The 21,521-nt window shown below is 42.3% G+C and carries 16 protein-coding genes and 4 tRNA genes; 11 read left to right on the top strand and 9 right to left on the bottom strand.

Annotated features, from left to right (window positions below; genetic code table 11):
• Nucleotides 1–55 precede the first annotated feature (55 nt).
• Nucleotides 56–1,651 (bottom strand): AbgT family transporter, encoded by a 1,596-nt coding sequence (locus KIH87_RS17215; protein WP_408635766.1) that lies wholly within the window; start codon nt 1,649–1,651, stop codon nt 56–58.
• Nucleotides 1,652–1,906: 255 nt separating this feature from the next.
• Nucleotides 1,907–2,872, bottom strand: a complete 966-nt coding sequence (gene rpoS / locus KIH87_RS17210; RefSeq protein WP_232359088.1) for an RNA polymerase sigma factor RpoS — start codon at nt 2,870–2,872, stop codon at nt 1,907–1,909.
• 384 nt (nt 2,873–3,256) lie between these two features.
• Between rpoS and murB the strand changes: the two genes are divergently transcribed.
• The 8 genes from murB to tuf all read left to right on the top strand — a co-directional run bounded on the left by murB (nt 3,257) and on the right by tuf (nt 7,904).
• Nucleotides 3,257–4,276, top strand: coding sequence for a UDP-N-acetylmuramate dehydrogenase (gene murB, locus KIH87_RS17205; RefSeq protein WP_232359087.1), 1,020 nt, complete (start codon nt 3,257–3,259; stop codon nt 4,274–4,276).
• A complete protein-coding gene (gene birA / locus KIH87_RS17200; RefSeq protein ID WP_232359086.1) occupies nt 4,273–5,271 on the top strand; it encodes a bifunctional biotin--[acetyl-CoA-carboxylase] ligase/biotin operon repressor BirA in 999 nt (332 codons plus the stop codon). The genes murB and birA overlap by 4 nt, the downstream gene beginning before the upstream one ends.
• A complete protein-coding gene (locus KIH87_RS17195) occupies nt 5,252–5,983 on the top strand; it encodes a type III pantothenate kinase (protein ID WP_232359085.1) in 732 nt (243 codons plus the stop codon). Before birA ends, KIH87_RS17195 begins: the two co-directional genes overlap by 20 nt.
• 164 nt (nt 5,984–6,147) lie before the next feature.
• Nucleotides 6,148–6,223: transfer RNA gene (locus KIH87_RS17190), tRNA-Thr, on the top strand.
• A gap of 8 nt (nt 6,224–6,231) precedes the next feature.
• Nucleotides 6,232–6,316 (top strand) — tRNA-Tyr (locus tag KIH87_RS17185).
• A gap of 179 nt (nt 6,317–6,495) precedes the next feature.
• Nucleotides 6,496–6,570, top strand: a tRNA-Gly gene (locus tag KIH87_RS17180).
• A 3-nt stretch (nt 6,571–6,573) separates the two neighbouring features.
• Nucleotides 6,574–6,649: transfer RNA gene (locus KIH87_RS17175), tRNA-Thr, on the top strand.
• 70 nt (nt 6,650–6,719) lie between these two features.
• On the top strand, nt 6,720–7,904 hold the full coding sequence (tuf, locus tag KIH87_RS17170; RefSeq protein ID WP_232359084.1) for an elongation factor Tu: 1,185 nt from the start codon (nt 6,720–6,722) through the stop codon (nt 7,902–7,904).
• A gap of 125 nt (nt 7,905–8,029) precedes the next feature.
• On the opposite strand, the gene KIH87_RS17165 is transcribed toward tuf, so the two are convergent.
• The gene (locus KIH87_RS17165; RefSeq protein WP_232359083.1) at nt 8,030–9,334 is read right to left on the bottom strand and encodes an inosine/guanosine kinase; all 1,305 of its coding nucleotides are present in this window, start codon (nt 9,332–9,334) and stop codon (nt 8,030–8,032) included.
• Nucleotides 9,335–9,625: 291 nt separating this feature from the next.
• On the bottom strand, nt 9,626–10,114 hold the full coding sequence (locus tag KIH87_RS17160; protein ID WP_232359082.1) for a hypothetical protein: 489 nt from the start codon (nt 10,112–10,114) through the stop codon (nt 9,626–9,628).
• Between the two features lie 287 nt (nt 10,115–10,401).
• On the opposite strand from KIH87_RS17160, the gene KIH87_RS17155 reads away from it, so the two are divergent.
• Complete coding sequence (locus KIH87_RS17155; protein WP_232359081.1) at nt 10,402–10,740, top strand: antibiotic biosynthesis monooxygenase family protein; 339 nt, start codon at nt 10,402–10,404, stop codon at nt 10,738–10,740.
• A 77-nt stretch (nt 10,741–10,817) separates the two neighbouring features.
• Here the strand turns inward: KIH87_RS17155 and KIH87_RS17150 are convergent, their stop codons facing one another.
• Both KIH87_RS17150 and KIH87_RS17145 read right to left on the bottom strand, forming a co-directional pair.
• Nucleotides 10,818–11,474: an OmpA family protein gene (locus tag KIH87_RS17150; protein ID WP_232359080.1), complete on the bottom strand. Its 657-nt coding sequence runs from the start codon at nt 11,472–11,474 to the stop codon at nt 10,818–10,820.
• A 141-nt stretch (nt 11,475–11,615) separates the two neighbouring features.
• Nucleotides 11,616–12,101 carry a GNAT family N-acetyltransferase gene (locus KIH87_RS17145; protein WP_232359079.1) on the bottom strand — a complete coding sequence of 162 codons (486 nt, stop codon included), beginning with the start codon at nt 12,099–12,101 and terminating at the stop codon, nt 11,616–11,618.
• Nucleotides 12,102–12,479: 378 nt separating this feature from the next.
• On the opposite strand from KIH87_RS17145, the gene rho reads away from it, so the two are divergent.
• Entirely contained in the window at nt 12,480–13,745 is a 1,266-nt protein-coding gene (gene rho, locus KIH87_RS17140) for a transcription termination factor Rho (RefSeq protein WP_232359078.1), read from the top strand.
• 231 nt (nt 13,746–13,976) lie between these two features.
• A complete protein-coding gene (locus KIH87_RS17135) occupies nt 13,977–14,555 on the top strand; it encodes a hypothetical protein (RefSeq protein WP_232359077.1) in 579 nt (192 codons plus the stop codon).
• A 346-nt stretch (nt 14,556–14,901) separates the two neighbouring features.
• Here KIH87_RS17135 and KIH87_RS17130 read toward each other — a convergent pair whose 3' ends face one another.
• The 3 genes from KIH87_RS17130 to KIH87_RS17120 all read right to left on the bottom strand — a co-directional run bounded on the left by KIH87_RS17130 (nt 14,902) and on the right by KIH87_RS17120 (nt 21,259).
• Nucleotides 14,902–16,647, bottom strand: a complete 1,746-nt coding sequence (locus tag KIH87_RS17130; RefSeq protein ID WP_232359076.1) for a hypothetical protein — start codon at nt 16,645–16,647, stop codon at nt 14,902–14,904.
• Nucleotides 16,648–16,716: 69 nt separating this feature from the next.
• On the bottom strand, nt 16,717–18,849 hold the full coding sequence (locus KIH87_RS17125; RefSeq protein WP_232359075.1) for a hypothetical protein: 2,133 nt from the start codon (nt 18,847–18,849) through the stop codon (nt 16,717–16,719).
• Between the two features lie 439 nt (nt 18,850–19,288).
• A complete protein-coding gene (locus KIH87_RS17120; RefSeq protein WP_232359074.1) occupies nt 19,289–21,259 on the bottom strand; it encodes a choice-of-anchor X domain-containing protein in 1,971 nt (656 codons plus the stop codon).
• Nucleotides 21,260–21,521: the final 262 nt, after the last annotated feature.

Below are 21,521 nucleotides of genomic sequence, written 5' to 3'. Positions count from 1 at the left end.
GCCGCAAGCATAGATCGGTTTATTCATTTTAGCCAATGATAAAGGCTTGTAGGCATTAGTTTCCGTAGTAGGTGGCTGCGCCCGGGCCTACTGGCATGCCTAACAGGAATACCCAGATGTAGAACAGCAACGTCCAGCCCACTATGTATACCATTGAGTAAGGCAGCATAGTGGCGATGAGGGTTCCCATGCCGATGTCTTTCTTGTAGCGAGCTCCTATGGCAAGGATCAAACCAAAGTAACTCATCATTGGGGTGATAACGTTAGTCACTGAATCACCAATTCGGTAAGCAGCTTGAATAACTTCCGGAGAGTAACCAACCAACATGAGCATTGGCACAAAAATAGGCGCGGTGACAGCCCATTGCGCTGATGCACTACCTAATGACAGGTTGACGATGCCGCACATAAGAATAAACAGCACAAAAATTTCCGGGCCATCCAGGCCGACAGCTTGTAAAAAGCCGGCACCTTTAACTGCCATAACGGTTCCCAAATTTGTCCACTTGAAGAAAGCAACGAATTGAGCGGCAAAGAATACCAGTGTGATATACAAGCCCATGGTACCCATGCTTTTCGCCATGGCATTAATGACGTCTTTGTCGTTTTTCATAGTGCCAGCGATGCGTCCGTAAACGAAGCCTGGAATAGCAAAAGAAATGAAGATGAAGGCGACGATACCTTTGAGGAATGGTGAACCTGCGACCTCGCCAGTTTCTGGATGACGAAGAATGCCGTCTTCTGGAACTACCGACCAAGCCAACAATCCACAAACCGCAAAAAACGCAAGACCCGCAAATTTAAGAGCTTTGCGTTCCTGGTCGGTGGGTTTTTCAATTTTCTGTTCACCTAGTTCGACGGACGCTTCCGAAGGGTCATATTTACCGAGTCTTGGTTCGACAATTTTTTCAGTAACGATGGCACCCATCGCCGCCACAACAAAGGTACTGACGAACATAAAGTACCAGTTTACCTCTGGGCCAACACGGTAGCTTGGGTCTATCATATGAGCTGCAGATTCGGTGATACCGGAAAGTAGAGGATCAACTGTACCCAACAATAAGTTGGCGCTATAACCCCCTGAAACACCAGCAAAAGCTGCGGCTAATCCCGCCAATGGATGCCTGCCTAGTGAATGGAAGATCATGGCAGCAAGAGGAATAAGTACGACATAGCCTAATTCTGAGGCTGTGTTTGATATGATGCCGGCAAAGACAATAACGACGGTTACAGTGCGCTTAGAGGCATTGACAACCAGTGAACGCATGGCTGTGGAAAGCAGTCCGGAATGTTCTGCGACAGAAACGCCTAATAAGGCGACAAGCACTGTACCCAGAGGGGCAAAGCCAGTGAAATTTTTAACAAGCCCGGTGACGATGCGTTGTAAGCCTTCGGCATTCATGAGGGAGATGACTTCTATGACCCCATCTGCTTCGCGGCCTTTGGCGCCTTCTGGCCTTGGATCCAGAACGCTCACATCGAAATAACCCAGAATGCCACTGAGCACTACTATGAAAAGAGCAAACAGCGCAAACAATGTCACTGGATGGGGAAGTAGATTGCCAAGCCATTCGACAGTTGCCAAAAAGCGAGCAAAGGCTCCTGTGGGTTTGCTGTCTTTTCCCTGATAATTTTCTGCGTCAGATATCAAGCTACGTCCTCTTTCTTGGAATTCTTATTTTTACAAAATCGTGCATTCTACCTGAAATGACAATTTTCTAAAATATTGGGGTTTAAAAATGACCTCTTCCAGGTGTAAACAAGGTGATATGGTTCAGTGTTTATGCGTGATTACCCAGTTTACATTGGGAATAGGTTTAGATTATTGCAGGCAAAAAAAAGCAGCCTGATGGCAGGCTGCAAAATAACAAATGTTACGAGGAATAGAACAAATGAACGTCAAACATCAGTGCAAATTGCTTAACAGGGTTTGGAAATCCAGACCATGTCGAGCCATTTTAATTTTCAATAAACCCAAACCATCTAGTTGAATCTGACGAACTCTTTCGCGAGTTAATCCAACTTCATTGCCGACTTCTTCCAATGTTGCTGCATCGTAGCCAAGTAATCCAAAACGACGAGCAATAACTTCACGGTGTTTAGGGCTTAATTCATACAACCAGGAAACGATTTGTTTTTGCATTTTATTACTTTGCAGTGAATCTTCCGGTGTATTACTTTGGTCGTCTTCCATAATGTCGACCAAAGCGTTGTTCTTGCGCTCGCCAATTTGAGTGTCAACAGATGTGACTTTTTGATTCAGTCTTAATGTTTCCGCAACTTCTCTTACTGGCTTGCCTACTAATTCTGCTATTTCTTCAGCAGTTGGTTCGTGATCAAGTTTTTGTGCCAGTTCACGAGAAGCGCGCAAGTACGAGTTCAATTCTTTTGAAATATGAATTGGAATACGAATTGTGCGGTTCTGATTCATAATGGCACGTTCAACTGACTGACGAATCCACCAAATTGCATAGGTTGAAAATCTGAATCCACGTTCTGGGTCGAATTTTTCCACGGCACGGATTAAGCCCATGTTGCCTTCTTCGATTAAATCCAGAAGCGGCATTCCGCTTTTCAGGTAGTTTCTGGCGACTCTAACAACAAGGCGTAAGTTGCTGACAATCATACGTTGACGCGAAGGAGTATGACCTTTTTGCGCTTTGCGCGTAAATTCAACTTCTTGCTCTGCTGTTAAAAGCGGGTACTTACTGATTTCTCGCAAATAGATCTGCGTGGCATCGCAAGAATCGCTTGCATAATCACTGAGTTGGCTGTCCTCAGAAATATCGGCATCCTCAGATTGCTCTAGGTTCTCTGCGACATTTAAATTATCATCCGATAAAACTTCTAATTCTTGAGTTTGAACAGTCATGATAGACCTCCTCAGTAATAAACAAGATTTTGAAAAAGCGAACAATTTCTTGTTGTTTTCATTTAGGGTAATTATTAATTGATGAGGGTCGTAAAGGTATTAGCCTTTAGTTGTAATTTTATTAGTCTTTAGTATTAGTAAAGGATATTTTAGGTAATTTAAGTGACCAATAAATTAATTAATTCTTAAATTTGGGTTAGAAAATTGGGTGGATTTTTCGCTGCAAGTAAATTGTCAATAAAACATTTAAGAAAGAGTTAATTTGATTAACTGATACATTATCTTCCGGTATGAGATTTAATTTGTTGAATAACGTGTATTCAATATGTAGTGGGTTTTCGCTCGTATGCGCGTGTGTTATGTATTGCTGCCAAGGGGAGAACCTTGATTGATTTAAAACCTCTTCACAGTTTTGGGTTAAGTGCAATGGCTGACTCGATATCGGAGATTCGAGATGAATCTTTGTTGAGTCGTTTACCTGTTTTCGATACTCCTTTTATCATTCTTGGTGAAGGCACTAATATGGTCTTTGTGGAGGATTTTTCTGGTTCGATTTTGAACATCCTGACTAAGGGTGTTGAGATTAAAGAGCAAGAAAATCAATTTCTTATTTCAGTGAAGGCAGGTGAAAATTGGCATTGCCTAGTGGAATCTCTGTTAGATAAAGGCATTTACGGCTTGGAAAATATGGCCCTGATCCCAGGTTCTGTTGGCGCTGCTCCTGTGCAGAATATAGGCGCCTATGGCATAGAGTTTAAAGACATGTGCCATTCGGTTACTACTTTTGATATTAAGCGAAAAACTTGGCAGACCTATACCAGAGAAGAATGCTGTTTTGGTTATCGGGACAGTATTTTTAAAAGTCATGAGAAACAGTTTGAAGTGATTACCGAAGTTGCATTGTTGCTGCCCAAAACCTGGAATCCGAATTTAAATTATCGTGGATTGGATACACTTCCCTTGGGTTGTGCTGCCAAAGATGTATTTAATAGAGTGGTGGAAATTCGGCAGCAAAAATTACCGGATCCAAAAAAGATTGGTAATGCTGGAAGTTTCTTTAAAAACCCAATTATTTCTTTTGAGAAATTTAAATCTTTACAAGAAATATTTCCTGACATGCCTTTTTTTAATGCTGAAAATGAAGATGGAAAAATACAGAACGCAATAAAGATAAAAGTACCTGCGGCTTGGCTTATTGAACAGTGTGGGTTCAAAGGAAAACACTTTGATGGAATTGGTTGTCATCAAAATCAACCATTGGTGTTAGTCAATAAAGGTAGTGGAAGTGGGGTTTCATTACTGACTTTTGCCCGAGAAATTCGATCTGCAGTATTGCAGCGCTTTGGTATTCAACTGGAAAATGAAGTGCGTTTAATTGGTCGAAATGGAGTTATATCTTTATGAGTTATTCCGATACTCGTAACCATATTGTGCAAGCCTTGGCGTCTGGAGCATTCTGTTCCGGAGAAGAACTGGGTAATCAATTGGGGATTTCGAGAGCCGGGGTAGCCAAGCATATAAAGGCGTTGCAGGAGCTGGGGCTGGATATTTTTTCTGTTACCGGGAAAGGATATAAATTGGCTAGCCCTATTTCTCTTTATGATAAAGAGAGAATGTTGTCCGAACTTGAGACTTATGGTGAGCAAAAACTACATGTGGAACATGTGATTGGTTCGACTAATGATCATTTAAAACATATTTATCAGTCTGAGGAAGAATCAGTCGAAAAAGGAACCGTGTGCTTGGCTGAGGCACAAACAGCAGGTAGAGGCAGGCAAGGGAAGAAGTGGGTTTCACCCTTTGGTAGTAGTTTGTACTTATCCATGTACTGGCCTTTTGCTGGAGGCTATCAATCCGTATCAGGGCTAAGTTTAGCTATTGGCGTGGCCGTCGCGAGAACGGTGAAGTCTTTCGGTAACCAAAGAGTTACGTTGAAATGGCCAAATGATGTTTATAGTAATGGAAAGAAACTGGCTGGCGTATTAATTGATGTTGATGGGCAGCTCCATGGCGCTTGCCACTGTATTATTGGTATTGGGATTAATGTGGCGTTACCAGACAACGTGGCTGAAATTGATCAACCTTTCACTGATTTAAATTCCATGCTTCCTGCGATGCCGGACAAAAATCTGCTGGCTGTAGCCCTAATTCGTGAATTGAATAAGGTGCTAACGGAGTTTGAAGTGACGGGGTTGAAACCTTTTGTGGATGAGTGGAACAGCTTGGATACTTATCAGAACCATCCCGTGAAACTTATCACTGGTAGCACAGATATAAAGGGTGTCGCCAAAGGTATTGATGAATCAGGGGCGTTGCAATTGGAAATCAAGGATTCCGAAGGACGCAGCGTTTTACGCTCTTTTTATGGAGGAGAAGTCAGTGTCAGACCTGACTCGTAATATTCTGATTGATGTTGGCAATACGCGTACCAAATACGTGTACTGCGATCACTATGGCGTGTTGTCTTCAATTCAAACGCTTCCCAGAGAAAATGTTCCGGCATCTATCTTTGTGGGCTGTCAGAAAGCAGTAATTGCTTCTGTTGCGAAACAACAAGTCATTGATGGTATATCTGATGTGGCAAAAGCTCAGGGCGTGGAGGTTATTCAAGTAAAAACCTCGGCATCGGCGTTTGGTATTGATTGTCCTTATGAAAAGCCCGAAACATTGGGAATTGATCGCTGGTTGTGTGCTCTTGCTGTTGCTACGCGAACCAACGACGCGGTTGCAATATTAGATTTCGGTACTGCGGCTACCTGTGATTTTGTTCATGCTGGTAAATACCTCGGCGGCTGGATTGCTCCTGGTTTTGAATTGATGAGAAATAGCTTGGTAAGTAATACCGACAAGATTTTTGCTGACAATCAATATCCTGGAGAGATTCTTATCGGAAAAACGACAGAAAGCTGTGTTAATCAAGGATGCCTCGCTGCTTTAGCCGGCTTTTTATTACAAGCAGAACAAGAATTGCAGAAGTTGGTTGAAAATTATTCGTTTATATTGTTGGGTGGTTCAGCAGAAATGTTGCGCAATGTGACCCTTAATGCAAACCGGAAATATAATATTGAGCCCGATTTAGTATTTCAGGGATTGCGTTTATTCCTGAAATAAGAGAAATCTCTTAGAATAACCGCCTGTTATTTGTGCAAATAATGCTGATAAATGAACGATTTGGTTTCAATTTGAGCAAACGATAAAAAAATAAGGTTTTTTTGCAAATAATCTATTGCGCCATTGGAATCATTACTCTAGAATTCGCACCCACTTGATGCAGTGCCGGCTTAGCTCAGTTGGTAGAGCAACTGACTTGTAATCAGTAGGTCGCCAGTTCGATTCCGGCAGCCGGCACCATCAATCCTGGAGGGGTTCCCGAGTGGCCAAAGGGATCAGACTGTAAATCTGACGGCTCCGCCTTCGCTGGTTCGAATCCAGCCCCCTCCACCAAATTTCCAACAGCTGCTTCGGCGGCTGTGTGTGGAGCCAGGTCGTCAATTTCAGCCTCTCCACAAAATTTCTGCAATGGGCTAGTAGCGCGATTGCATAGTGGAGCTTGGTCGGGATGATATCTACCGTCTCCACCGAATTTCTCGGATGAGGTGGCCTCAAGAGATCATTGTAGGTAAGCGGGCATCGTATAATGGCTATTACCTCAGCCTTCCAAGCTGATGATGCGGGTTCGATTCCCGCTGCCCGCTCCATTCGCTGATATAGCTCAGTCGGTAGAGCGCACCCTTGGTAAGGGTGAGGTCGGCAGTTCGAATCTGCCTATCAGCACCATCTCTTCAGTTCCTTCATCCCACAGTTTACTTTTAACCATCCATTAAAAAAGTTTTGCTGGGGAACTATCATGGCAAAAGAAAAGTTTGAACGTACGAAACCGCACGTAAACGTAGGTACAATCGGCCACGTTGACCACGGTAAGACTACTTTGACAGCAGCGATCACTACTGTATTGGCAAAAACCTACGGTGGTAGCGCGAAAGCATTCGATCAAATCGACAATGCACCAGAAGAGCGTGAGCGTGGTATCACAATCTCTACTTCACACGTAGAATACGACACACCATCTCGCCACTACGCACACGTAGACTGCCCTGGACACGCTGACTATGTTAAAAACATGATCACTGGTGCAGCTCAGATGGACGGCGCGATTCTAGTAGTAGCTGCTACTGATGGCCCAATGCCACAAACACGTGAGCACATCTTGTTGGGTCGCCAGGTAGGCGTACCTTACATCATCGTATTCATGAACAAATGTGACATGGTTGACGATGAAGAGTTGTTGGAATTGGTAGAAATGGAAGTTCGTGAACTTCTAAACGAATACGAATTCCCAGGCGACGACTTGCCAGTAATCAAAGGTTCAGCGTTGAAAGCGTTGGAAGGTGATGCTGAGTGGGAAAAGAAAATCATCGAATTGGGCGAAGCATTGGATTCTTACATTCCAGAGCCAGAGCGTGCCATTGACAAGCCGTTCATTTTGCCAATCGAAGACGTATTCTCAATCTCAGGCCGTGGTACAGTAGTAACAGGTCGTGTAGAGCAAGGTATCGTAAAAGTAGGTGAAGAAGTTCAGATCGTAGGTATCAAAGAAACGACTACAACTACTTGTACAGGTGTAGAGATGTTCCGTAAGCTTCTAGACGAAGGTCGTGCGGGTGAGAACGTAGGTGTTCTTCTTCGTGGTACCAAGCGTGATGAAGTAGAACGTGGCCAAGTATTGTGTAAGCCAAATTCAATCAAGCCTCACACCAAGTTTGAAGCAGAAGTATACGTATTGGGTAAAGATGAAGGTGGTCGTCACACGCCATTCTTCAAAGGTTACCGTCCACAGTTCTACTTCCGTACAACAGACGTAACGGGTGCAGTAGAATTGCCAGAAGGCGTAGAAATGGTAATGCCAGGTGACAACCTGAAATTCACAGTTGAATTGATTGCGCCAATCGCGATGGACGAAGGTCTTCGCTTCGCAATCCGTGAAGGTGGTCGTACAGTAGGTGCAGGTGTTGTATCTAAAATTATCGAGTAATTGATAATTGCATCTTAGACAAAGGCGCTCAACGAGCGCCTTTGTTGTTTCTAAAGCCTATTTGCTTTGAAACAGATAATAAAAAAGCTGCCATTGGCAGCTCTTCTTCAACTCAATCCTATCTATTATTCAGCCCAATAAGAATGTTCCAGACTGTCTTCTCGCTCAGGCAATCCTCTGGATAATCGTGGGGAATGCTGCGTTAATACCTGATAGCTTACACGGTTAGCGTATTTACTGATTTGTGAGAATGAGGAATAGGTTAGGGCATTTTGAGTATGCTTGCTCGAATTGGTTACATTCATTTTATGGAAATCATTGGCTGCCATATCGTGCAGTACGGCTGCCAAGGCGCCATCGCCTGCACCGTTAGTATTTTTGATATTAACGGGCCCGCCCATATACGGCGCTACGTGTGTATAGGCTCTAATAGGGTTTTCACAATCTTTTAATCGCATGGCGCGAGAGTATTCGTACTGATTAAAGTTTTTAATTGCGCCATCGAGAAGAGGGCGTTCGGTTTCTCTTTTGAACTTTTCGTCAGTATAGCCGGCCATATAAAGCCCTTTTGAACCCGCAGTACACATGACCATATCGACCAGATCTAAAGCTTTATCTGCTGCCAGAAGTGGGTTAGTTTCACCTGTTAGTGCTTCACCCTCTTCTTCATTCATGGTGAGTACATCAACATGCTCTTTTGCAAAATCGCGCCACCATTTCGGATCTTGTTCAATCAAATGTCTGGTTCCCAGTGTTAGTACAACAGGAACGCCTGCTGCTTTTGCTGTTTCTACAGCTCTAAAGGTGGCTTTATCCATACTGTCACCTTCTTGGGTGCGCATAAGGTAAGAACTGATTAATAGGGCTGAAGCCGACTTAATGATGTCGTCATCAATATTGTCTGGATGCAAACGATTTGTGTGACCTGGGCTGATGGCAAATGTGCGTTCACCACTGCTGTCGATTAGGGTGAAACAGCGGCCAATTGGCCCATCTACAGGCTGTAAATAATTCAGGTTTACTCGACTGGATGTATTGGAAATATAACGATAAGCGTAATTCCCAATGCGAATATTCTCGGACATAACCCCCAGTAGCACTGAGTGGGCATCTGCCAATACTGAGTAGTTGTGCAGGGTGTTACCGATAGTACCGCCTGCATGCTCGTAATTGATGAGTTCTCTGGTCTTCAACTCTTCATAGAGATCGTCGGTTAATGAGTCGGATATGATTTGAGACATACCTCTCTGCAAACCATATTTATTTAAAAAGCTGTCTTCGACTTTGGCTTCAATATCAACAAGAACCTGATCGATTCCAACAATATGGCTGCTTTGAAGTTGCTGCGCTGACTCATTATTATCATTCATGAGAATTTTCTCTTGAATGGGGAAATAGTGTTTGTGTTTACGACGACCAGGAAATTTCATTTGAATTTTTAGGTAAAATTATTGTGCGATGAAGATTATACATTCAATTAACAATTCCAGGTTATTTGAATTTTATCCGCTAAGCTAAATGCTGCGGTTCGCGACATTCGACACAAATTACATCTGCTTAAATTAGCCGCGCATTTTTTCACATGCGGGATAGGCAAGGCAAGCTTGATATTAAATTTTGTTAAATTTGCTGTTAGCTTAACTCAGTCCTGAGAGGGCTAAATAGCCCTTCATTACCTATTAATAAGATTGAGCACGTGGTTGGTTATGTGAATAATCAGGCTAGGTGCCTATTTTTTCATTGTGTAGAATGCGTGAGCTTATATTGAGTTTACGAGTTAAGGCGCTGTATATCTGGTGAGGAGTAATAGATTCTCCCAGTGTCATTAAGTGAAAAGCGAGAGCTTGATCGATGGTCGATACGAAGGCTCTTTGTAGCTCATCTTCTGTAAGATAAAAACTTCCATCATTATCTTTTGCCACGGATTTATTAATTAACGCGGAATATTCGTCGCCGTATACCAGATATTCAATAGTTCTTTTTGTTAGATGTATCAGGTGGTAAAGATGATCCCAATCTGGATAAGACTGCCCGGTAAGCCATTTCTGAAAGGTTTTTTCAGACAAATCGAAGCCGTGCTCATCATAATAGAGCTTAAGGCGTTTAGCCCTGCCGCGTTCTTTCCACCCCAATGAATCAAGCGCTTTGTGCAGGCGTTTAGAAAATTCGGCTTTTGAATGAAGTTTTACCATAAGTTGAATACTACGCATTTCGGTTAAAAAATTCAGTACATTATTGAATGTAAAGTTAAGAATATTAACCGGGGTTCAATCCCGCTTAAGTTTTCATATTACATATCATGGGGACTTCGGTACTAGCATTAATCTGCAACTGTACACTTTTACTGTATTTATGTACAGTTGATTGCTGTTATTTACTGAAAAAATACAACTTTTTAATCCAATATAGGTATTAAAGCGCATTCTTATTGAAGTTTTCTTTCAATTTATAAAAAATGATTTCAATCAAACTATCCCACTATGGAATGTTGTTACTGATGAAAATTCTATCTAAATTACCCGAAATGCCTTATTACGCTGTTATTTTTTCATCCATTAAGACCGAAAAACTGGACGGTTATAATGATACAGCCGAAAAAATGTGGCAGTTAGCTCATGAGCAAGAGGGATTTCTTGGTGTTGATAGTGCCGGTGGAGAAACGCATGGGGAAGCAGGGATCACCGTTTCTTATTGGCGAGATCTGGATTCTATCAAGCAGTGGAAAATGCAATCGGATCATGCTATCGCCAGAAAACTTGGAAAAGAAAAATGGTATCAGGGGTATACACTGCGGGTTGCGAAAGTTGAAAAACAATATGATTTTTCTGCTGACTAGTCTGAAATAAAAAAGACCCAGGGCGAAGCCTGGGTAAACCGCAGTTTGTAGGATGGAGTCAAAATAAAATCAGTTCTTTATCTATATTCTTTTTTATTTGGGATGATGGTTAATTCGACGCGTCGGTTTTGCTGCCTGTTTTCTTCCGAAGTATTAGGTACTAATGGCTGAAATTCCCCATAGCCTTGTGTCGTGATACGACGGGGGTCAACCTGATGATTTACTAAATTGGCCTTAACACTGTTTGCACGAGCAATAGATAAATTTTGGTTCAATTCTGCAGAGCCTGTGTCGTCGGTATGTCCCGAGATCATTAAGGTTGTCTTGTTGTACTTGTTCAAGACAAGCGCAACATCTTGCAGGATCGGAAAGAATTCGGGAGTAATATTGGCACTGCCAGTTTCAAAAGTAATATTACCGGGTAATGATAGGTGAATTTTGTCGCCGTCACGGTATACATATACGCCGGAATCAGATAGTTCTCTACGGAACTCAGCTTCCTGCTTGTCCATATAAGAACCAATAGCATTACCAGCGATGGCACCGACAATGGCACCCCAAACATACCTGCTTTTGTCATGATCTCCGGTTGCTTTACCTAACAGCGCTCCCAGAACTGCACCAACAGCGGTTCCTGTAGCCTGGTTATCCTGGTTTCCATTATTCGTTGCGCATCCACCCATAATGAGTGTGGCGGAGAGTAAAGAGGTTAATGCAATATTTCGTGTAGCCATTTATAGCTAATCCTTCAGGCCAAAGTTACTTAAGTAATATTAGTTTTCTTGGCTGAATTTTGTATGAACTTTTTCTAAATGCAGAGAAAGCTTGTTGCTCGCAAGCCTTCTCGAATTCTTTAAGGTGGGAAATGATATGAATTATTTGAGATAAAGTTCCATGAACTTGGCTTCACCATGTTCTGGAGATAATTCGTAGGGCTTAAAGCCAAAGGCCAAATAAGACTGATAGGCCACTTTATTTCCTGTTAGCACTTCAAGAGTGATCTTGCAGCATCCTTTTTCTTTAGCGACGTCGACAACTTTGTTCATTAGCGTTTTGCTTAATCCTTTACCTCTAAAGTCACTATGTACTACAAAATCGTGAATATTCACTAACGGCTTACAGGCAAAGGTTGAAAACCCTTCGAAGCAGTTAGACAAAGCGGCAGGTTTATCATCGACATATAGAATAATGCTAAAAGCGTGGGGTAGCTTACTTAAGCTGGTTAGCAGATTTTCTCTGGAAAAATCCGACAGTGGCTTACCCCCACCCATTTCGTCCATTGCATAGTGATCAAGTAGTGATAGTAAATCAGCTTGATGTTTTAGGTTGTTATAGTCGACTTTTTCTAGTGTGATTTGCATTAGGGAGTATCCTTAGGTTTACTCTGTAGGGGAGATGGCATATAAGCTGGATGTGCTTTTATACTTCATTTATTAAGAAAGTCGGGATTATACGATGTGAAATATAGGCTTGCCAGTAAAGGAATTACATGGTAGAAAAAACTGCTCCGCCTGTTTATTCGGGCAAATGGCGGTAAAATGAGTAAAACACATACTTTTTCCTAGACGGTAAGGTGGATTGGTGCTACCTTAATTTCGTTTACACCTGTACGCCTCAGTTTTTCACATTTTCTACCTTTAATTTTTAACACTTAAATAGAATTAACACTAATAGCTAATTGACTGATTTCAAAAAAATCAAAGCTGGTTAGCACTCTACAAATCTAAAGACCCACCGTTATGAATCTAACAGAATTAAAAAAGAAACCCATTAATGAACTTGTCGACCTTGCTGAAGAAATGGCTATCGAGAATATGGCTCGAGCGCGAAAGCAAGATATTATTTTTGCAGTGTTGAAGAAGCACGCTAAAGGTGGCGAAGACATTTTTGGTGATGGGGTTCTGGAAATTTTGCAAGATGGATTCGGCTTTTTACGCTCGGCAGATTCTTCTTATTTGGCTGGCCCTGATGACATCTATGTTTCGCCAAGTCAGATTAGACGATTTAACCTTCGCACTGGTGATACCATTTCCGGTAAAATCAGACCTCCAAAAGACAGCGAACGTTATTTTGCCCTCTTAAAAATCAATGAAGTTAACTTCGACAAGCCTGAAAACTCCCGCAATAAAATCCTTTTTGAAAACCTTACTCCTCTACATGCTAACGAACGTATGGTCATGGAGCGTGGTAATGGTAGTACCGAAGATATCACTGCGCGAGTATTGGACTTGGCTTCTCCGATCGGTAAAGGCCAGCGTGGTTTGATTGTGGCTCCGCCAAAAGCGGGTAAGACATTGCTGCTACAGAATATTGCTCAGTCTATTACGGCCAATCATCCGGAATGCCAACTGATGGTGTTGTTGATTGATGAACGTCCGGAAGAAGTAACAGAAATGCAGCGCCTGGTTCAAGGCGAAGTAGTTGCTTCTACGTTTGACGAGCCAGCAAGCCGTCACGTTCAGGTGGCTGAAATGGTTATCGAGAAAGCCAAGCGTTTGGTTGAGCACAAAAAAGACGTGGTTATCCTGCTTGACTCAATTACTCGTTTAGCGCGTGCTTATAACACAGTTATTCCTTCCTCCGGTAAGGTACTTACTGGTGGTGTTGATGCTAACGCATTGCATAAGCCTAAGCGTTTCTTTGGTGCCGCTCGTAATGTTGAAGAAGGCGGAAGCTTGACCATCATTGCAACCGCATTGATTGATACCGGTTCCAAGATGGACGAAGTTATCTACGAGGAGTTTAAAGGTACGGGTAACATGGAATTGCATCTGAACAGAAAGATTGCTGAAAAACGTGTGTTCCCTGCCATTGACTTCAACCGTTCTGGTACTCGTCGTGAAGAGCTGCTAACGGCACCTGATGAACTGCAAAAAATGTGGATTTTACGCAAAATCGTTCATGAGATGTCAGAAATTGATGCAATGGAATTCTTGATTGGTAAGCTCTCTATGACCAAAACCAATGATGAATTCTTCGACGCAATGCGTAGGCAGAAATCTTAATTCTGCTAAATCCTGAATGCCTTGAGCGGTTGGTTTCTGGGCATTCTGATTCAGATTTAAAATCCGGTGTTTAGCTTGTTTCAAGTCAAACATCGGATTTTTCGTTTAAGGGATTCGTTTCTTTTTCGTAAATAATATTTCCATACATTTATACAAATGTATAAATATTATACTTATGCAACATTCCTTTAAGTTGCTAGGATGTGTTCTCGGTTTGTTAAGGAGAACAACATGTTGCAATTAGGGATAAACCAACTCAACACGTCATTAAATAGCCATTCTTTTCAGTGCATATTTCATTGCACACAATCTTGGTTCCCAAAAGAAAAGGGAAACGATATTCAGATTAAAGTACCAGCAAGTAGTCTTGGCGTTGAACCGACTATTGAACGCTTGTGCCATTTGTTCGCAATTAAACTTGAAGATATATCGACGATAGATGAATACATACAAGTTACCTTGCAAATAGAACCTGAAAAAGCGCGGTTATGGTCGGAAATAGAAGTGCTTAATCGATGGCATCAAATACATGCGGGCACTTACTTGAGTCGCCGTTATATTAACCCGGAACATCGGCGCAATATGAATCGAGGGGAATTGATTATTATGTCGCAGATGATCGAGGTTTATCGAAAAAGGCTGATGGATATTCGCTGGTTTATGCAGAGTATTGAGAAGGCAGCCAGTATTGATGGCGAATTTCCTGTCAATATCGACTGTATTTTGCTTTGTGAACAGAAAGAGAATGTGGCTGATAAGCAGAAGGTTTCCATTACCGAATTGATGTTTAAATTGTTGTCGAGAGCTTGATGGGTAAAAGGATGCAGAAACTTTATCAAAATGCATATGCAACCAACTCGCAGGCAAAGCCGGGATGAGATTAATACTCTTGGTGACGGATTACAGAGAGCACTATGCTGTCTATACCTCATCCAATTCTCATCGAAACTGCTGCGAAATTGTTCACGAAAGTGCAACAGCCCCTAAATGTGGGGTGATTTAATCCATAGAAATTTCAAACGGAGCTGGTATAAGAAAACTATTGGCATACAAAAATTTATGTACCGTTCGAGTCTGTTGTAAGTGAATTTAGAGAATATGTTGTTGAAATTGACTGTGGGTCTCGAAACGTTTTCTTATACGCAGCTGATTTCAGTTACCTGGATTCCAATAGCGCTAACTTGTTGTGTTTTTTGAGTATGTCGAATATGGCCCCGCGATTGCTGGCGGTATTTTCGTGATGAAATTGGTTAGCTATGATTGCCCAGCTTGTTTCATCCAGGTTTGTTTGCCTGGCTAGGTAATTGATAGATTCTGCTCTAACCTGAGAGTGTCGAGAGCTCATGAGTGGAGTGACTGACTCTGCAATATTCACTGGATTTAGTGCTGCTTTCTGTAATATGGCAATTTGTGTCGCTGGATCGTTTTCTTTCCTTAATATGTTGCTTACTTTTTGTGATTCTCCTGCACTTGCGAATATTGCAGCCGATTTTGCCCGGTCAGAGGGGTCTTCACTTTTTGAGTACATATCCAGTTTTTGTAATAAATCTTCGGAATGAACTTTGCTGTTATAGATAGCATCCAGCAGGATGTTCTTTTCGTTTCTCGAGCCTTTGGCTTGGGAATGTAATTGGGTCTTTTCCAGTTGTTGAAATAAGCCCATGGTTATCTCTCGATACACTGCGGGGTTTTTGTCTTTAATATTGGATGCCAGGCGACCCAGAGAAGCTACCAAGGCAGAGCGGTATGCCGCCGGTTGTGTGGTGCCGTTAAACTGTTCCAGTATTTTTGAAGATACGTCCGGGATATACAGTGAGTTGAAATCCCCCATTGCTACCGCCGCTTGAAATCTGTGCTTACTATTTACTGATTCTGTTGCAAGTAAGGTAAGAATGGCATTTTGAGTTGTTTCCGTGTTTTTCACAGACATCAACGCAATTATTCGTGCGATATATACTTCCGGAAGTTGGCTGCGGTTATCTTTCAGTTTTTCCACGAAATCATTAACAAAGTTTTCCTGACCCAGTAGAGCCAAAATGAGATTTCGACTCTGTGAACGACTTGCATGTTCAAACAGTTCTGTGAGTTGGTCATCGGGTGGAACCATAAAATGACTTTCGACTTTAGGCGGTTGGTAGTTCTTAATAAATTCCACGGCCTGATCATGATTACCTGATAACCAAAGTGGTCTTGGGATATGAGCATCTTCTAATCGTTCAAAAAGGGTGTCTGATTCTACTCGAATCTTTTGTCCAACTGCGGTTATGTCAATATTCAGTATTTCATTCGTTTTCAATTCATCCCAGTAGCAGCTGTTATCGGTGAAACTTACTTGCGCTTCGTGATGAACAATGTTGATTTCTTTATTATTGGCATAACCCAGTTTGGTTTTCTTATCATCCTGATATTTTACCGCGTATTCGCCTATTGCATCGGTCTCTCTTGATGGGTAGTTCCGGGCCCACTGCATGGCATAAAAGAAGGCTAATAGTTTTTGCTGTTGCACATTTGATAGTGCTGAAGGAAGAAGGCTTTCTTTGAAAACGCCAAATTCATTGGTGTAAACGATAAAGGGTGAGTATGTCGTTTTAACGGGGTTATCGGTTTCTATGTGCAGTGCAAAAGCATGTCCCATAGGCTGTTGACCAAAGCCCTTTAAGAATAATCTTCCTTGAATCATTTGTTGGTTGATTGTCGATTCAAAGGTAAAGACGGATGAACATGCGGAGGTGAAGTTGGTCTCTGGGGTATACTTCCCTGCCACTATTGTCGCATGGTGATGTTGGTTTGACGGTGATTCGTTGTTGTCTGGTTGTTCCGAGTCAGGTTTAAAATCGTGTTGAGACAGATACAACCCGGTGAGCACTAAAATAATAAAAGCGGAAATAATTTTGTATTTCATAAGGTGTTATTAGTTACCATTGTTTGTGAAGCAAGGCTCAAAGAACGGTTGAGCCTTGCTTTGTGGGAATTAGAAGGAGAATGAGTCTGATACCGGGCTTAAAAGGAAGCCATCGGTAGACGCAATTTGTACATTATCTTCGTTGACGATGTAGTAGGTGCTATTGATGGTATCAACCCACACATCCAAATTAACTGCAGCACCAACCTGAACCGTTGCATCCAGTTCTGCACTAATCAGGTTAACATCAGAAGAGATTGATCCTGTTGCAGCCCATTCCTCATTACTGTACGTATAACCGACGTGATCAATGTTGATATCTGATTGCAGTAATGTTGCGTCAACGGTAAAGCCAGCATTCAAAATAAGATCAACGCTAAGAATATCAATGTCTACCAGTGTGGGATTGAGGTTTATTCCTACGTTTAGCCAGGCGCCAACGTCTGAGCTTATCGGCATACCATTAAGAGTCAGGTTGCTGCTGTCGCCACTGAGTGACAGATTGGAAGTGATATCACCATTGGTTCCTGCTGAGAGTGAAACCGGAACAATACCGATAGGAATGGATTTTTGAGCAAGCGTTAAATCCCTGCTCACTTTCCAGTCGAAATCTTTCTGAAAGGCAATGTCTACACTCGCAGTACTTGAAAATAACGTATAGTCTTCCAGCACTAATTGTCCGTTATCCAATGCCAGGCCGTTGTCGTCAAATTCCGGGATTTGCCCGCCAATATTGACATTCCAACCGTTTGTATCAAGTAGTCCAGCCTGGAATGAAGCTGTGGCATCAACCGCTTTTACATTTCCTGTTCCCAATACTTCAAAATTCACTGTTGATTGGGCTTCAAAAATGACAGAAGGTTGATTGGAGGGACCTAGAGTATATTGCACTGTGGTATCTTCGGAAATCGAAGCTAAATCAAGGGAAATGATATCGGTATCAACAGAGTAGGATTTATCAAAACTATTATTGAAAATAGAATGAGTTCCTTCAGAAAAGGCACTGGCTATTTCAATGGAAGACAGTGAGGTTTCTTCCTGATCACGGAATGCATTTGCTGCAATCGCCAGAACAACAATAGGTTCTAGCAGTTCTGTATTATTTGACAGGTCTGCGTCAGCGTATTCTTGCGCATCGGAATCAGAAATGTTCAGACGCAATGGAACCGAAAGTGCAATATTTCCAGAACTTTCCAGCTGTTCGTAAAGCGCTAACTTTTGTTGTTTGTTAAAGAACCCTGCCAACCCCTGATTTTTGCGCAGTGCTGTCCCGGTAGAAAAGGGTTTTTTATTAAGTAATTCGTGGAATTTGCTTGCTAAAACTTCATCGTTGTCTTCTGCCACCAATTCCATCGCTTGCCATTCTCCGGCAATGAAGGCTTCCAGACTGATTCTGGCTTCCGGTGCAGCGCCTTCGTCGCCCCAGAGGTAATGCTCAATAACAACCTGGATTAATTCTTCGGATGCCTCTGTTGCATTAATATCAAAAGAGACCGCAGTATCCCGTGAGTGACTGCCATGGATTTCGTGATCATAGGCATGTTCATCATTTGCCACAATGTCCACTGTGGGCAGCTGATCCAGATTATCCAGCCCAAGATTGGCGGCCTGTAATCCACTGGTGTTATAAAATTTTTCGTCGTGTTGTGCGGATATCAGGGCATGAGCACTTAAGGCAACAATCCTGTAACTACCAGTAGGAATAGTGTTGGGAAGATCTAAGCGAAAGCTTTGTGATATGGATGATCTCCATCCCGTATCTTCATTAAAATGTTCATCAGCATCGAAATGAAAGGTGCCTACCTTGTATTGAGGTTCCGCCAGTGAAAATGTCGTGGCATCAGCAGGAATCAACTGAATATAAAATGCGGCATAGGGCTCAATATCATCGTCACCTATAGCGTTTGCAGTAACGTTGATTTCCAGGGGAAAGTGTTGAGCGATGGTACTTTCTCTGACACTCAGTGCATCGTAATCAATGTTGATTTCATGTGCCGTAGCATGATCTTCAGTGTAGTAATTATAATTGACGATCGTTGGTTGAGGTTGAGTGGGTTCAACGGGGACATAGACAATTATTTCTTTGTCGTCGTCACATGCAGCCAGCAAGGATAGTGTCAGCGTACCAACCAGCAATCTGGAAATACTTTTTCGAAAAAGGCCTTGTCTGGCCTGTTCATTTTTTCGTGTTTTTCTAAACATACTATTTCTCTTTAACGTTCTGTCCATTACTTCAGGAGATAATGACCGAAGCATTTAAATATCCTGGACTTATTGTGTGTTCTATTAGGTTTGAATTTCTGATAGGGAAATTCAGTTAGAAATCATCGGTGTAAGAGAAAAGAAAAGCTCAGTCTGAATGAGTAAACTGGGTATGAAATAGAGAGGATTTTACGAATATGTGAATATTTCATTCCGGATTGGGATAAGAAAGCGTTTTGATTTGGCTACTTTTAGCGACTTTTTCACTAAAAAGTATCCATCCCAACGTATTCTAAATAGAGTATTTTAATATTTATAACAATTGATTGGGTTGTCTTGTAATCACTTCTAGTCCCGAGTTGGGGGGACGATTTTATCGGTAAAAAAGGGCGAATTAAGTTCGCCCTTTGCCTTCATATATTAAGAACAGAAATCAATCTTAGTGATGGCCAACAGCAATTGGGGGGGCTGTTTGAATAGCTTGAAGGATTGCATTCGGGTTTGTACAACTCATTGCCATCATATTATTCATAACCTGCTCTCTGCGCGTTAGGTCAGCAAAGTCCCAGAATAATGGCGGAACTGCTGCACCTCTGGCATCAGGAACATTATTAATGCCAGTTAAGAAGCCTGAAAGAGCAGCTGGCCCAGCACCAGGCCCTGGATTGTTTGGATCAATGTGAACAAAAGGTGTGGCCGTTTCGGTAGTGTGACAACCACTACAAGTATTCACAGCAAATAAGAACTTGGTGTCATCCAAAACAGTTCCAGCAGAGAACGTCGAGGGTGTTGCAGGTACTGCCGATGTTGGCACTGCATCCCAAACTTGTGGAGCAGGCGCCGAAGCACCGCGCATATTATGATTGGTGAATGGAGATATGCTCAAAGTGTAATTCAACGGCACAATATGAGTTCCACCAGTGATAGCTGGCCAATTCACATTCATATAATCATCAAGTACAAAGTTATTTGCGCCGCCAAGATTGTAAGAAATATCAGGTTCCTGCTTCACATCAGTTTCAAACAGGTTGAAGCCTGAACCACCCATGTTAGCTGGTAGAACAAATTCACGCATTTCCCAAGGGCCAAGGAAAAAGTCATTGGTGCGAACCTGATTGATAGCACTACCATTAGTTGCTCTGGGATTCAAAGATAAAGCTGCATGAAGGCCTGAAAATACTTGGGTCAGGGCATCTAACTGATTGTTATATGAAGCTCCAGTTAAAAACTGCAGGTTAAACCATTGAGTAACCCAGTTTTGAGTGCTGGTACAACTTTGAGGTACTAGCGGCACGTCATACTCAAGAATGACAGTTAAAGGTGGTGTTTGATTACAGTTACCGTCGTGCAAACCAAAAACAAAACGGCCTTCACCTGCACTTCCTCCACCATAACCTGTAGCGCCACTTTGAGAAGCTAGGTCGGGGCGTAATACAATAGCCATCAACTCGAATGGACTGAATTTGGGTTTTAATACTCCACCAGGCCCGACACCGCTCATCGCTTCCCAGTTAGCAATGACTTGGTTGAACACTGGTGGGCGAGGGTTAACAACGTGACCATTGATAACTTGAGGTGCATTGTAATGAGAGAAAATATTACGGATAAAATTAGAGGTTGCAGCGTCATTCGGAACAGCCAGTCCCACCATATTTTCCATTAGCTTCCAGAACGTCCAGTTACCGCGCGGGTTACCTGCTGACGGCCCTCCAGGACCATTAGAACAAGACCAGGTTCTGCCTGGATCTTGCAATACAGGTGGAGCTTGAATTAATAGTGATTTAGGCCAGAAGCCTGAAGGGGGAGGGGTTGCTGCTAGCCCTATACTTGCTATTGATTGAATTGATCCACCGCCATTATTGACAAACTCAGGAGCTGGTAACCAAAGAGGGCCGTTAACTGGGATAGGCATTGGCGGCGCACCAACAGGAAATGCAGATTCTAACAACGGAAGAGAAAAAGACCTTTGTTCACCCGTTTTCATGTTCTGAGATACAATAATTTGTTCCCCTTGAAGGGTGTAACTTTGATAACCAATGATATTTCTACCTGTAGGATGGAATATCGGTACAGGGTTCACCGTGACCGTATCAGCCAGGCGTTGGTTGTTTGCGATCCAGCTGCCAACATCAAATTCTACAATTGCGGAGAAAACGCCATCATCAGGATTGTTATCGCCATTGCTTCCATCATCAAAAAGTATCGTTCCACCTGCTTGGTGGTTAATAGTTAGCGTGCCACCAACATGCCCCTCAAATTCAACTTGTAAGCGAACCATATTTGGCGCAACCCGCTCAATTACAGCGTTTTGCGCAACTGGGTTGTCACCAGTTCCACTAGCGAAAGTCACCGCCGTAGTTAATAACAGTGCTCCAGCAGTGATGCTGGCGCACACTTTTTTGTAACTCATATAACTTACCCCTTTTTAGCATTGCATAATTTTTATAAACAAAAGCGTCAGTCCATTTAATATTGGATAAATTAAGAATGAAAAAGCGAGTCTGTTTATACAATATTAAGGGTTGAAAATTACCAGTTCTGTTTATATGAAGTATAAAACTAGTCCATTAATTTACTTTTTCAATGGGTGGACTGGTCTGATGTTTATTTCTGCTCAAGGGTTTCTTATTGTAGTGAAAGGTTTTTCGCTTGTTTTTGTGTTGTGTTTTTAC

Origin of the sequence: Paraneptunicella aestuarii (assembly GCF_019900845.1) — a bacterium.
In the GTDB taxonomy this organism is placed as follows: Bacteria; Pseudomonadota; Gammaproteobacteria; order Enterobacterales; family Alteromonadaceae; genus Paraneptunicella; species Paraneptunicella aestuarii.
Note: the sequence above shows the minus strand (reverse complement) of the source record. Positions and strands in the feature narration are given on the sequence as shown.